Genomic DNA, 12653 nt, shown 5'->3' on the forward strand with positions numbered 1-12653 from the left:
CGATCCATCCCGTCCGGCTGGGCTCGTCGCGGGACCCGAATCCCCACATTTCGGGGATGGCCGGGCTGTCGGTGGCGGCGCATACTGAGCGCATGTGGGAGGGCCGGGCGCGGACGGCGCGGCGCGACATCGCGGCACTGGCGACGTCAGGACTGGGCGTCGCGCAACTGCACGCCGCGGCGATCGAGGTGCTGGAGCAGGTCATCGGGGACGACCTGACCTGCTGGGCGTCGATGGACCCCGGCACGCTGGTGATCAGTTCGATGACCAGTGGCAGCGTGAAGATTCCAGCGGAGTACGAACCGACGCTGGCCGAGACCGAGTACGCCGCGGACAACCCGAACTCGTTCGCCGAATTGGCCAAACTGCCGTACCCGGTGGCGCGACTGTCCGATCTGCCGTACCGCGAGGTCGTCCGGCACCGGCGGCTCAACGAGGTCTGGCGACCGCTCGGGATCGAGCACGAGCTGCGAGCGGCGTTCATCGTCGACGGGGACTGCTGGGGTGCGGCCGGGTTCGTCCGGGGTGGGACGGAGTTCACCGATCGCGAGGTGGAGTTCCTCGGCTCGGTGGCGCCGGCGATCGGCGCGGCGACGAGAGTGGCGGTGCGCACCGATGCCCACGGGTATCGAGGAGGGGTCGGACCGTCCATTGTGGTGACCGGGCCGGGCGGCGAGCCCCGCGCGGTCACGCCGGCCGCGCGGACCTGGCAGGACGCGCTGGACGACATCGCGCCCGGCCGGTTCAACACGTTGCTGCGGGCAGTGGTGACCGGGACGCTGGCCGCCGCGTCCGGGTCGTTCCAGGCCCGGGTGCAGACCGCGGCCGGCGGCTGGGTGGTCCTGCAAGGCAGCCGGTTGATCAGCGACGACGACCAGTCCGAGGTCGTGGTGACGATCGAGCCGGCGTCCGGCCGTCACCTGGTCGGCATGCTGCTGGCGGCGTACGGACTGACCACCCGGGAGCGCGAGATCTGCCTCGAGGTGATCTCCGGTCACACGACCCCGGAGATCGCCGACCGGCTGTCGATCTCGCCGCACACCGTGCAGGACCACCTGAAGGCGGCGTTCGCCAAGGTCGGAGTCCGCAGCCGGGGCGAGCTGGTGGCGACGCTACGACCGGACGACCTCACGTACCACTGAGCGCCGGCTGCTTGCGGTAGGCACCAGGCGCGATCCCGAAGTCGCGCTTGAACGCCTTCGCGAACGCGAACTCCGAGGTGTACCCGATCTCCTTGGCCACCGCGGCGAGGGGACGATCGTGGTCCCGCAGCAGCCGCGCGGCCGTCGTCATCCGCCAGCGGGACAGGTAGGTCAGCGGCGGTTCGCCGACGGCTTCGGTGAAGCGCCGGGCGAAGGCCGCACGAGACAGACCCACATCGGCGGCGAGGTCGGCAACAGTCCAGTTGGCGCCTGGCTTCGAGTGAATCAACTCCAGCGACTGCGCGACCGCGGTGTCGGTGAGGGCACGCGACCAACCGCCCTCGGTCGGACACCGCCGATCCTCGAGCCAGGCGCGAAGAATCAGCACGAGGAGCGCGTCCACCAGCGCCGGTACGACGGCCGCCGCCCCCGGCCGGTTCGCGTCGAGCTCCTCGCCGAGGATCTCGATCGCGGTGTGCAGGGTTCGGTGCCGGCCCGGATCGGCCGGGACGTGCACGACCTCGGGCAGGTTGGTGAGAACCGGGTGCGGACGCTGCCGATCGAGCCGGTACGCACCACACAGCAGGAGCGACCTGGCTCCGTCACCGCCCGCCGGTATGTCCTCGGGATCGAAGTCGACCACCGGCGAGTCCGGCTGATCCGCCAACGTGTGTTCGAGTCCGCGTGGCAGCAGGACGGCATCTCCTGGTCCGAGCGCGAGCGGCGACTCGTCCGGCGCCAGCAGCCACGACGTCCCCTGGTGCACGACATGGAACGCCGCGGTCGGCGCCTCGCGGAACCGCAGCCCCCACGGCCCGCGCACCTCGGTCCGCCCGGAGGTGGCCGGGCCGGACCGCATCGCGGCCAGCACGTCAGCTAGAACATCCATGATTCTCATCATACGCGTCCTTAGCAAGACGATCAGACATAAATCAGCGCTGGGTAGACATAGAACCGCTTCCGCTTGACTCCTAAGCTGTGGGTAATACAACGATCAACCAAAAGGAGAACGGATGAGCATCGTCGTCACCGCCGCCACCGGCCAGCTCGGCCACCTCGTCATCGACGAACTGCTGCAGCGCGTCCCGGCCGACCAGGTCGTCGCCGCGGTGCGGAACGCCGAGAAGGCCGCCGGAATCGCGGCCCGTGGCGTCGAGATCCGGATCGCCGACTACAACGACCCCGCCAGTCTGGCGACCGCATTCAAGGAAGGCGACACCGTGCTGCTCATCTCGAGCAGTGAGGTCGGCAACCGGGTCGCTCAGCACATGGCGGTCATCGACGCCGCAAAGGAAGCCGGTGTCGCCCGGATCGCCTACACCGGTGTGCTCGGCGGACCCGAGGCCGACTTCGACCTGGCCGCCGACCACAAGGCGACTGAGCAGGCGATCCTCGACTCCGGCCTGAGCTACACCTTCCTGCGCAACGGCTGGTACAGCGAGATCTACACCCAGCAGCTGTCCGTCCAGCTCGAGCACGGTGTCGTCGGCGCCGCGGGTGAGGGCCGGATCGGATCCGCGTCCCGGCGCGACTACGCTGCCGCGGCGGCCGCCGTACTGACCGGCTCGGGGCACGAGAAGAAGGCCTACGAGCTGAACGGCGACACCGCGTGGTCGCTGGCCGAGTACGCGGCCGAGCTGGCTCGGCAGACCGGGAAGGATGTTGCCCACAACAACGTTCCGGGCGACGTGCTGCTCGGCATCCTGACCGGCGCCGGCGTGCCGGAGCCGATGGCGCACATCCTGGTCGATGTCGACGCCGCCATCGAGCGCGGCCTGCTGGCCGGCCGTGGCAGTGACCTGAGCCGCCTGATCGGCCGCCCGACCACGCCGATCGCCGACACGATCGCCACTGCTCTGAAGCAGTGAAAGCTGGTACGACGTACGGGCGCCTGTCCACCGTACGCCGTACCAGCGTCGAAGACCGGGCCCGAGCCGACGGGACGGCCCACTCGGGCCCGGTCAGCCCTCAGGGAGTGCTGTCGCCGAGGATCAGCGACTTCGCCAGATACGGATCGAAGCTGCCGGCCGGGATCCCGGCCCCGATACCGCAGTCGCCGTCGGAGTCACCAGGGACCTTGATCCAGAGCAGCATCTCGGCACCGCCACCGACCCGCGAGGTCACACCGAGCTTGCGATCCGCCGGGTTGCACCACTCACCGTTGTGCCCATTGCCGTTGCGGCTGGTGTCGATCACGAACGGCTTCGACGCCCCGAGCCGGCCGTTGAGCTCGTTCGCATAGGCGACGCTGTCGGCGGTGGTGTAGTAGTTCGACACGTTCACCGCGACGCCATGGGCGCTCGCGACCCCGATCAGGTTCAGTCGCCGGGCCACCTCCGGCACGGTGATCTCCACGGCCCAGCCCTTGTTCGTGCCGTCCGCGTAGGTCCAGGTGTTCGGAGCAAGGTCCTTGAACGCCCGCAGCGCGAAACTCAGCATCTCGACGCGATCGGTCCGGTCCTGCTCGGTCTTCATGCACTGGAAGTCGCCGATCGAGTCCGGCTCCAGGATGACCAGTGCCGGCCGGTTGCCGATCGACGCTGCGAACGTCTCGATCCAGTCCTTGTAGGCCGCCACCGCCTGCGCTCCCCCGCTGGAGTGCCCGCCGCAGGCGTCTCGGCCTGGGATGTTGTACGCCACCAGCGTCGGCAGCTTGTCCGCCGCGTCCGCGTCGCGGACGAACCGGTGGACCGCGTCGGCGATGTCGCCGCTCCAGCCACCGAACCAGCGCGCCATCGGCTTGGTCGCGAGGTTGTCGATGATCAACTGCCGATCCGGATGACCGGCATTCGCCGGCTTGTCCGCCCACACCTTGGCGTTGTTGTCCGGGTCGACGTAGAACCCACTGGTCATCGACACCGGATCGCCGGCCACGTTGCCGTAGTTGTCGACCAGCGACACGTTGTCCAGCCAGAGCGTGTATCCGGCCACGCCGCCGAGCTGGAACGTCAGCTCCGAGTTGGTGATCTCTTGGGTGGCCGTGAAGGCGAACGCGTAGCGCTTGGTCGTGGTGCCGACGGTGAAGGTCTTGTCGAGGTTGGCCGTGTAGGGGGCGACGTTGAGCTGCACGGTGGTCCGGACCTCACGAGCGGCGCTCGCGCGGGCGTCGAAGGACAGGACGTAGCGGTGGTCCTTGTGGACCGGGAACGCGGGGACCTTCTGGCCGAGCATGGCGTCCCACTTGTTGGCGGTGCCGCTCGGGACGACCGCCTTGAGCTGACCGGCGTCGATGGTGATCGGCGTGTTGCCGGAGCTCCACCAGTTCGTCGTACCGCTGCTGAAGGAGCCGTTCTTGATGAGCTCGGTGGCCGCGCCGGCGCCGGGTGTCGTGGCCGGGACGACCACACCCAGGGCGAGCGCGGCCGCTAGCAGGCCGCGGGTGATCCATCTCATGAGTGCTGCTCTCCTGTCTGATGATGTGGGCGGAAGACAGTCCGGGAGCGCTTTCAATCTGACCGCGTTGATGGCGGTGTCACCAGGCATGGTGCCGACGTCGTCGCTGCACGTCAAGGCCGCGCTCTCGGTTGCTCACTTCGGTTTTGAGGGTGTGCGGTGCACCTCTCGCTGACTACACTTCGGCTGGAAGCGCTCCCAGATTCTGCTTGCGGCGCTCGGATGAGAGGACCCCCGATGCTCCATCGCAGGCTCGGCCGCAGCGGCCTGAGGATCAGCGAGATCGCCTACGGCAACTGGATCACCCACGGCGCACAGATCGACCAGGAGCAGGCCCTGGCCTGCACCCGGGCAGCGCTCGACGCCGGGATCACCACGTTCGACACCGCGGACGCATACGCCGACTCCCGCGCGGAGGAGGTGCTCGGCCTCGCGCTGGCCGGCGTACGGCGGGAGTCGGTCGAGATCCTCACCAAGCTCTACTGGCCGACCGGCCCTGGTGCGAACGAGCGTGGGCTGTCGCGCAAGCACGTGATGGAGGCGGCACACGCATCGCTCCGACGGCTCGGCACCGACTACATCGACGTGTACCAGGCACATCGGTACGACGACGACACGCCTTTGGAGGAGACGCTGCGAGCGTTCGACGACCTGATCCGGCAGGGCAAGGTGCTGTACGTCGGGGTGTCCGAGTGGTCGGCCGACCAGATCAGGCGGGCACTGTCGATCGCGGACAGCATGTGCTTGGACCGAATCGTGTCGAACCAGCCGCAGTACAACCTGCTGCGTCGCACGATCGAGGCCGACGTCGTACCGCTGTGCTCATCCGAGGGCATCGGGCAGATCGTCTACCAGCCGCTGGCGCAAGGCGTGCTGGCCGGCAAGTACCTGCCCGGACAGCCGCCGCCCGCCGGTTCGCGAGCAACCGACGAGACCGGATCCGAGTTCATCGGACGGCTCCTCTACGACGACCTGCTCGAGCGGATCCAGCGACTCAAACCACTCGCGGCTGACGCCGGGCTGTCGCTCGCCCAGCTCTCGATTGCGTGGGTGCTGCAGCAGCCCGGGATCTCGTCCGCGATCGTCGGCGGCTCGCGTCCTTCACAGCTGGCCGACTCCGCGGCCGCATCCGGCATCAAGCTCGACCCGGAGCTGCTCGACGCCATCGACACGATCCTCGGCGACACCATTGAGCGGACGGCCTGAATCAGCTGAAGTCCAGCGTGCCGTCCTTCCACCGGAACGTGACCACACTCGACATCGGCGTCCCCGGTCTCAGCTGACCTGTCATGCCGCCGACGATCCGGCCAGGGTTCGTCGTCGCCATGGTAAGTGCCTCCGGCAACGAGAACGCAGCGGCTGCCCAGCCGACCCCGTCCTTCAGCGGGGCGGCTGCTCCGGCCAGGTACGGCGTACCTCGGACGAGCAATCGTCCGTCGTCAGTGAGCTCCACGTCGCCACCGACAGCGGTCTCGTAGCACCCGGGCGACTGACCTCCGACTGCCACCGAGTCGGACACCAGGAAGGACCGCTCGACTCCCTTCGCCCGAACCATCGCCACGAACGTCTCGACCGGAAGGTGATGGCCGTCGGCAATGAATCCCGCGCTCAGCCTGTCGTCGGCGAGCTGCGCCCAGAGGTAGTTGGGGTGCCGTGGAAGCTGCGCGTGCGCACCATTCCCGAGGTGCGTGGACAGCCGCGCCCCGGCATCCACCGCGGCACGAATCTGCGCGGTGGTGGCATGCGTATGCCCGATCGCCACCCTGGTCCCGGTGGCTCGCACAGCGGCAATGAACTCCACACTTTCCACCCAATGCGGCGACACGGTCATCATCCCGACCAGCCCGCCGGCCGCCCGCTGAACCTCCTCGAACTCCTTGAAATCCGGCGCCCGCACAAACCTCACGTCATGGCACCCCCGCGGACCGTCCTGCGCCGAAATATGCGGCCCTTCCAAATGCACGAACGGAACCGCCCCAGCCACCTCCGGATACTGCCGCCGCGCCTCAGCCAAAACCCCGACAGCCCACCGCGTCCGCTCCGCACCAGCGGTCACAAGCGTCGGCACAAACGTAGTCACCCCGACCCCCCGCAACACCTCCCACAACCCAACAACCACCTCCACCGACAACTCATCCCCATTGACATCAAACCCCCCAAACCCATTCACCTGAAGATCAACCAGTCCCGGACTAACCCAGGGCAAGTCCTCCTCATCCCCCGACAGGAACTCAACTGCCGTGACACGACCACCCGCTTGCTCAACGCGCAGCAGCTGGCCGGTCCACGGGTCTCGGCCGGTCAGAGCCATCGGACTCGGTCTCGGAAGCGGTGGATGAACTCCGCGTTCGCCTCGTCGCCGCCCGGCGCGTTGCCGCTGCGCCACACCGGCGGCACGACCCCGAGCTCGATCAGCCGCTCGATCGTCTGCAAGACCATGAGATTCAAGGTGAACGCGTTGGCGAACGTCGAGACCGCGGCGACCCGCTCAGGCATCCCGGCCAACTGGATCACCGCGTCCCCGATCGGCACCTTGGTGTCCACGGCAACCTCGACGAGGTCGTGCAGGTTTGCGCCACTCGGGTGCCGCGCGGGATGGGTCGACGCGGTCTGCTCAGCGTGCTGCCGCGAGCTCACTCCGATCGTCAGCACACCACGCTCCTGCGCCGTCAGCGCAGCGTCGATCAAGGCCGCGTTGATCCCATACGCATTGACGAGGATCAGCAGATCGTCCCCGCCGAGCCCCGCGTTCTCGACCACGATGCGACCGTAGCCCGGCGTACGCTCCACCGCCATCGAGCGCAGCGCACCGTTGGACAGCAACGTCCCTTCGTCGAGCAGCGCCGACATGTGCATCAGACCGCCTGCCCGAAAGAAGATCTCCTGCGCGGCAAGGTTCGAGTGACCACCGGGACCGTACACCTGGATCAGCCGATCGGCCGCGACCTGATCAGCCATCAGCCGAGCCGCCGCGGCGATCGAGTCCTTCTCCTCGACCTCGATCCGGCCGAGGAGCTCCGTGATCACGGTCAGGTACTCACTCATCGGGATTCGCCTCCAGGTCGAGGAACAGCCGCGTCCGCGGATGCGTGTGCAACGCGGTCGCCGGTACGGCGGGATCCACCGGCCCGGCCAGGGTCCGCCGTACCGCCTCCCGCTTCGCCGGCCCCGACACCATGCAAAAGATCTCCCGAGCCGACAACAGGAACGGAACAGTCAACGTCCACGCATGTGTCGGTACGTCGTCCAGCGCGCCGAACAACCCTTCGTCGACCTGCTGCCGCCGACTGGTGTTGTCCAAGGCAACCACCTGCACGACGTCGGTGGTACTGAAGTCAGCCGGCGGATCGTTGAACGCGAGATGCCCGTTGACCCCGATCCCGGCCAGCACAATGTCAATCGGCGCAGCCGACACCAGCCTCGCGTACCGCGCCGCCTCCGCCCCCGGCTCCGCCCCACCCTCCGGATCAATCACCGCCAACCTCACCCGATCGCCCGACCCCACCTGGTCACCCGACCCCACCCGGCCACCCGACCCCACCTGATCGGCCCGTCCCACCCGCTCGCTCGACAGCACCCGGTCGGTCGACCGCAGCTGGTCGGTCGGTGGCACCTGGTTGACGAAGTGCCGGCGCAACCACTGGCCGAACCGCTGCTCTGCGTCCGGCGGCAGGCCGACGTACTCGTCCATGTGAAAGACCTCGACCCGTCGCCAGTCGATGCCCTCAGCAACGGCGAGCGCGGCGAGCGTGTGGAGCTGACTCGGCGCAGCCGCCAGCACGAGCCGGGCCGTGCCCCGCTCGTCGATGGTCCGCCGCAAGGACTCCGCCGCCGCGGCTGCCGCGGCCGTCCCGAGGGCGGCTGGATCGGGCCAAGTCTCGACGTTCATGCAGAGATCAGCCGGGTGTGCTGTTCGCCGAGCCCGTCGGCCCAGACCCGGAGCACGTCGCCCCCCTTCAAATAGCGAGGTGGCTTCTGGCCGGCGCCAACCCCGGCCGGCGTGCCGGTGCTGATCACGTCGCCTGGATACAGCGTCATGAACTGCGAGATGTAGCGAACCAGGTAGGCGACGCCGAAGATCATCTCCGCGGTCGAACTGTCCTGCAACACTTCACCGTTCACGTCGAGGCCAAGCTTGATCGCCTGCGGATCGGCAACCTCGTCGGCAGTCAGCAGCCACGGTCCGAGTGGGCAGAACGTCGGCGCATTCTTCCCCTTGTCCCATTGCCCGCCGCGTTCGAGCTGGAAATGCCGCTCGGAGACATCGTTCACCAGCACGTACCCAGCGACGTGCTCGAGCGCTTCCGCATCGGTCTCGAGGTACGACGCCGTACGCCCGATCACCACCCCGAGCTCGACCTCCCAGTCGGTCTTCTCGCTACCGCGCGGGATGACCACGTCGTCGTGCGCACCGACCACGGTGTCGGGCGCCTTCATGAACAGAATCGGCTCGGGCGGCGCCGCCTGACCGCCCTCAGCCGCGTGGTCGGCGTAGTTCAACCCGACACACACGACCTTGCCGGGACTGAGTGGCGCGGCAAGGCGCACGTCCTCGAACGGCACACCATCGCCAGCCGCTGCGCCACGTTCGCGCAGACGATCCGGATCGAACGCCTCGGCTTCCCCCGGCAGCGTCGCCACCCGGCCGTCCTCGGTCAGCACAGCGTCCCGCAGACCCTCGTCGGTATGGACACGCAGAAACTTCACTGCTTCCTCCAAGCTCCTTGTTTGGCCCAGTTCAAGTACGCGATCCCGAGTGCGTGCGACCCCTGCGACGGCACGAGTTGTACGGCGTCGTACACCCGCAGGGACTGCCGGTAGACGAGTGGATCGTGTTCAGCGTAAGCACCCCAGCGCGCACATTGGACCGCATTGGCCGGTACGGCGTCCGTCGTACCGTCGACGCGGAGCCACACCTCGGTCGCCGACCGGATCACCTTCTTCGTGAACGTCGCAGTGAACCGATGCACATCCGCCGCCAGACCGTCATCGATGCCCGCCTCGTACGCCGCCTGGACGAACTCGAGACTGATCGCCGCGTGGCTGATGTCCTCGATCTGCCGGGAGGCCGGGTACGACGGGGTGTACTCCGAAACGCCCGCGGTCTTGGGGTAACCGGAATACAACTCGCTGTACGGCGGCCAGTAGGGCCAGACGTAGGCGCCGTCGGCACCGAGGGCGAGAGCGACCCGGTAGGCCTTGAGCATCTGCTCGACCTTGGCGCGGTAGCGCTGTTCTCCGGTCGCGCGATACAGCTCCGCCAGCGCCTGGCCGAGGCCATGACTCTGGTTGTACGGCTGGATCGTGCCGTCGAAGGGAATCGGCGCACCCTTCGGCCAGACGTAGTCGCCTGATCCGTCCGCGCGCGCGACGTACTCGGAGTCGTGGAAGGCGACGGCCTCGCGGACCGCGCTGAGCAGCTGGAGAGCCGTCCGCATCCGCGCGCCTCGCTTCAGCCTCGGCGACTCGAACACCATCCGCACATAGCGGGCGAGCGGGAACGCGACCATCCCGGTGTGCACGGCGAACACGTAGTACTGAGGTTGGAAGATGATCGTCCGCGGGCTCGGCGGGCTGGCCGCCGCGGGCGACGTCCTCACGTCGACGGCCGTCCAGCGCAGCCCTGCTGTGTAGGCGTTGTTGACCGCGGTCACGACGTACGACGCACCTGAAGGGTCGAGCGAGACGCCGCGCAGGGTCACAACGGCGGTGGTGCCAGGGTTGCGGAGGATCAGGTCGAAGGTGTTGCCGGCGACGTTGGCTACCTCCGCTGTGGACTCGGCCGACCGCGCGCCGGCCCAGCGGAGTTGGATTGCCGCGCCTCCACTGCTGTCGGGGAGCTCGGCATGCCCGGCCGTGTAGTTGCCGGCGGTGCGCCAGACCTTGCCTGAGCGGCCGAGGTAGTCGGTGACTCCGCGGCCCTGGTCGGTGGTCGCCAGCACGTGGGCGGCCCGTTGCTCGAAGGTCTGCAGATACCGCAGGTCGCCGTACGCCTCGTACATCCTGAGCAGCCCGAGCAGGAAGTAGGACTCACCCCAGGCGTAGAGGCCGGCTTCGTTGTGTTGGGCATCGGTCGCGAGATAGGCAGCTTGGGCGGCGTCGAAAGCCTCGGGTGAGTCGTAGACGAGGGCGTCGGCGAAGGCGGGGACGGCGGACGTGCCTGTGCAGGCGAGGACTCCGGTGGCAGCGGAGCCCAGCAGCAGTGTGCGTCTGGTGATGTGCGGGGTCATCTGATGGCCTCACTTGCTGGCAGGGGGTGGGCGGGGAGAGGGGTTGGGCGGAGGTACAGCGGTCAGCCTTTGACGGCGCCGCCCATGCTGTCGAGGATGCGTTTCTGGAGCAGGAGAAAGACCGCGATGACCGGGATCAGCGAGATCACCGTGCCGGCCGCGAGCCCGCGCACGTCGGTGCCGGCCACGCCGCTCAGGTAGGCGATCCCGAGTGCGATCGGGAACTTGGACTGGCTGGTGAGCACGACCATCGGCCAGATGAAGCTGTTCCAGACCGAGACGAACCCGAGGATCGCGAGCACCGCCAGCGTCGGCGTGACGATCGGGACGGCGATCCGCCAGAAGATGGCGAACTCGTTGGCACCGTCCACTCGGGCCGCCTCGACGATCTCGTCCGGGATCTGCGAGAACGCCTGGCGGAGCAGGAAGATGCCCAATGAGGACAGGATCGCGGGCAGGATCACCGACGCGAAGGTGTCGGTCAGCTCCAGCTGGCTCATCACCAGGAAGCGCGGGATCAGCATGAGCTCGCCCGGCAGGAACATGATCGACAGGAACAGCATGAAGAACAGCCCGCGGCCGCGGAACGCGATCCGGGCCAGCGGGTACGCCGTCAGCGCCGACACGACCAGGTAGACCGGGACCGTGATCCCGACGTAGATCAGGGAGTTCACCAGGAAGCGGGCGTACGGGATCGTCGTCCACGCCTCCCGGAACCAGTCCAGCACCGGGGGCCGCGGAATGAGGTCCGGCGGGAACCCGAAGACGTCCTGGGTGGCCGGCTTGATCGCCGAGCTGAGCAGGATCAGGAACGGGCCGATGAACAGCGCGGCCACCGCGATGAGCAGGAGGTAGAAGGCGATCCGTCGTACCGTCGGCCGGCTCGGTCGCGCCGTCCACCGAGACTGGCGGTACAGCCGCCGGGTCGCCATCAGACGTCCTTCCGGCGGGTGACCACCAGGTTGACCGCCGCGAGGACGATCATGATCGCCCACAGCACCAGGCCGACCGCGCTGGCGTAGCCCATGTCGTAGTCCTCGAAGGCCTTCGACCAGATGTAGTAGCCGAGGGTGAGAGTGGAGTCGAGCGGACCGCCGCGGGTCAGCACGTAGACGGACTCGAAGGCACGCATCGCCTCGAGCATGCTGAGAATCAAGGTGACCGCGAACGTCGGCCGCAACGACGGCACGATCACGTGCCAGAGCCGTTGCCGCCCGTTCGCGCCGTCGATCGTCGCCGCTTCGAGCTGTTCGGACGGCACCGCCTGCAGGCCGGCCAGGTAGATCATCATGAACAGGCCCGCGTTCTTCCACGCCTCCAGCAGGACAACGGTCGGCAGCGCCCAGTGCCGGTCGAGCAGGAAGTCGATCGGCCCCAGTCCGACCACCTGCAGCAGCCAGTTGACCACGCCCTCACGGTTGAACACGTACTTCCAGGCGACCGCGACGGCCACCATCGACGTGATCACCGGCAGGTAGTAGAGCATCCGGAACGTCTGGATCGCGCGGAGCCTGACGTTCACCAGCATGGCCAGGAAGAGCGGTGCGACCACGGTCAGCGGCAGGAACATCACCACGAACAGCAGCGAGTTCCGCAGCGCGATCCAGACCCGCGGGTCGTCCACAAGCCGGGCGAAGTTGTCCAGCCCCGACCACTGGATCGGGTGGACGATGTCGTAGTCGGAGAACGCGAGCTGGATCGCGATCACCGCCGGCCAGGCGAACATCGCGACGTACAGCAGCAGCCCGGGCAGCATGAAGACGTACGGCGTGTACCAGCGCTGGCCGACCACTCGGCCGCTGAGACCCGACATAGGCATCCCGCCCTTCGCGTCTGAAACCCAGCTTACGGATTTGCGATGGAGAAGACCGTAGCTCAGATGCCCTGC

General features: G+C 67.9%; 12 protein-coding genes. 3 read left to right on the top strand and 9 right to left on the bottom strand.

Annotated features, from left to right (window positions below):
- Positions 1 to 92 precede the first annotated feature (92 nt).
- The gene (locus ACIBL3_RS17625) at positions 93 to 1142 is read left to right on the top strand and encodes a LuxR C-terminal-related transcriptional regulator (protein ID WP_396354442.1); all 1050 of its coding nucleotides are present in this window, start codon (positions 93 to 95) and stop codon (positions 1140 to 1142) included.
- On the opposite strand, the gene ACIBL3_RS17630 is transcribed toward ACIBL3_RS17625, so the two are convergent.
- Complete coding sequence (locus ACIBL3_RS17630; protein WP_396354443.1) at positions 1129 to 2031, bottom strand: AraC family transcriptional regulator; 903 nt, start codon at positions 2029 to 2031, stop codon at positions 1129 to 1131. The two genes, ACIBL3_RS17625 and ACIBL3_RS17630, sit on opposite strands and share 14 nt — an antisense overlap.
- Before the next feature lie 124 nt (positions 2032 to 2155).
- Between ACIBL3_RS17630 and ACIBL3_RS17635 the strand changes: the two genes are divergently transcribed.
- Positions 2156 to 3010 carry an SDR family oxidoreductase gene (locus ACIBL3_RS17635; protein WP_396354444.1) on the top strand — a complete coding sequence of 285 codons (855 nt, stop codon included), beginning with the start codon at positions 2156 to 2158 and terminating at the stop codon, positions 3008 to 3010.
- Positions 3011 to 3110: 100 nt separating this feature from the next.
- Here the strand turns inward: ACIBL3_RS17635 and ACIBL3_RS17640 are convergent, their stop codons facing one another.
- A complete protein-coding gene (locus ACIBL3_RS17640; protein WP_396354445.1) occupies positions 3111 to 4535 on the bottom strand; it encodes a glycoside hydrolase family 6 protein in 1425 nt (474 codons plus the stop codon).
- A gap of 237 nt (positions 4536 to 4772) precedes the next feature.
- Between ACIBL3_RS17640 and ACIBL3_RS17645 the strand changes: the two genes are divergently transcribed.
- Positions 4773 to 5741: an aldo/keto reductase family protein gene (locus tag ACIBL3_RS17645; RefSeq protein ID WP_396354446.1), complete on the top strand. Its 969-nt coding sequence runs from the start codon at positions 4773 to 4775 to the stop codon at positions 5739 to 5741.
- A 1-nt stretch (position 5742) separates the two neighbouring features.
- Here the strand turns inward: ACIBL3_RS17645 and ACIBL3_RS17650 are convergent, their stop codons facing one another.
- From ACIBL3_RS17650 to ACIBL3_RS17680, 7 genes are all read right to left on the bottom strand, one after another.
- On the bottom strand, positions 5743 to 6846 hold the full coding sequence (locus ACIBL3_RS17650) for an N-acetylglucosamine-6-phosphate deacetylase (protein ID WP_396354447.1): 1104 nt from the start codon (positions 6844 to 6846) through the stop codon (positions 5743 to 5745).
- The gene (locus ACIBL3_RS17655) at positions 6837 to 7580 is read right to left on the bottom strand and encodes a sugar isomerase domain-containing protein (RefSeq protein ID WP_396354448.1); all 744 of its coding nucleotides are present in this window, start codon (positions 7578 to 7580) and stop codon (positions 6837 to 6839) included. Before ACIBL3_RS17655 ends, ACIBL3_RS17650 begins: the two co-directional genes overlap by 10 nt.
- The gene (locus ACIBL3_RS17660; protein ID WP_396354449.1) at positions 7573 to 8424 is read right to left on the bottom strand and encodes a 6-phosphogluconolactonase; all 852 of its coding nucleotides are present in this window, start codon (positions 8422 to 8424) and stop codon (positions 7573 to 7575) included. Before ACIBL3_RS17660 ends, ACIBL3_RS17655 begins: the two co-directional genes overlap by 8 nt.
- Entirely contained in the window at positions 8421 to 9242 is an 822-nt protein-coding gene (locus ACIBL3_RS17665) for a fumarylacetoacetate hydrolase family protein (RefSeq protein ID WP_396354450.1), read from the bottom strand. The genes ACIBL3_RS17660 and ACIBL3_RS17665 overlap by 4 nt, the downstream gene beginning before the upstream one ends.
- Positions 9239 to 10765, bottom strand: coding sequence for a hypothetical protein (locus tag ACIBL3_RS17670; protein WP_396354451.1), 1527 nt, complete (start codon positions 10763 to 10765; stop codon positions 9239 to 9241). Before ACIBL3_RS17670 ends, ACIBL3_RS17665 begins: the two co-directional genes overlap by 4 nt.
- A 62-nt stretch (positions 10766 to 10827) precedes the next feature.
- On the bottom strand, positions 10828 to 11697 hold the full coding sequence (locus tag ACIBL3_RS17675) for a carbohydrate ABC transporter permease (protein WP_396354452.1): 870 nt from the start codon (positions 11695 to 11697) through the stop codon (positions 10828 to 10830).
- Positions 11697 to 12578, bottom strand: a complete 882-nt coding sequence (locus tag ACIBL3_RS17680) for a carbohydrate ABC transporter permease (RefSeq protein WP_396354453.1) — start codon at positions 12576 to 12578, stop codon at positions 11697 to 11699. The genes ACIBL3_RS17675 and ACIBL3_RS17680 overlap by 1 nt, the downstream gene beginning before the upstream one ends.
- Positions 12579 to 12653: the final 75 nt, after the last annotated feature.

This window comes from Kribbella sp. NPDC050124 (assembly GCF_044460355.1).
Taxonomy (GTDB): Bacteria; Actinomycetota; Actinomycetes; order Propionibacteriales; family Kribbellaceae; genus Kribbella.

What these genes read in the sequence shown, in the direction of transcription:
- ACIBL3_RS17625 (WP_396354442.1), top strand. Translation starts at nt 93, where the DNA reads ATGTGGGAGGGCCGGGCGCGGACGGCGCGGCGCGACATCGCGGCACTG.
- ACIBL3_RS17630 (WP_396354443.1), bottom strand. Translation starts at nt 2,031, where the DNA reads ATGGATGTTCTAGCTGACGTGCTGGCCGCGATGCGGTCCGGCCCGGCC.
- ACIBL3_RS17635 (WP_396354444.1), top strand. Translation starts at nt 2,156, where the DNA reads ATGAGCATCGTCGTCACCGCCGCCACCGGCCAGCTCGGCCACCTCGTC.
- ACIBL3_RS17640 (WP_396354445.1), bottom strand. Translation starts at nt 4,535, where the DNA reads ATGAGATGGATCACCCGCGGCCTGCTAGCGGCCGCGCTCGCCCTGGGT.
- ACIBL3_RS17645 (WP_396354446.1), top strand. Translation starts at nt 4,773, where the DNA reads ATGCTCCATCGCAGGCTCGGCCGCAGCGGCCTGAGGATCAGCGAGATC.
- ACIBL3_RS17650 (WP_396354447.1), bottom strand. Translation starts at nt 6,846, where the DNA reads ATGGCTCTGACCGGCCGAGACCCGTGGACCGGCCAGCTGCTGCGCGTT.
- ACIBL3_RS17655 (WP_396354448.1), bottom strand. Translation starts at nt 7,580, where the DNA reads ATGAGTGAGTACCTGACCGTGATCACGGAGCTCCTCGGCCGGATCGAG.
- ACIBL3_RS17660 (WP_396354449.1), bottom strand. Translation starts at nt 8,424, where the DNA reads ATGAACGTCGAGACTTGGCCCGATCCAGCCGCCCTCGGGACGGCCGCG.
- ACIBL3_RS17670 (WP_396354451.1), bottom strand. Translation starts at nt 10,765, where the DNA reads ATGACCCCGCACATCACCAGACGCACACTGCTGCTGGGCTCCGCTGCC.
- ACIBL3_RS17675 (WP_396354452.1), bottom strand. Translation starts at nt 11,697, where the DNA reads ATGGCGACCCGGCGGCTGTACCGCCAGTCTCGGTGGACGGCGCGACCG.
- ACIBL3_RS17680 (WP_396354453.1), bottom strand. Translation starts at nt 12,578, where the DNA reads ATGTCGGGTCTCAGCGGCCGAGTGGTCGGCCAGCGCTGGTACACGCCG.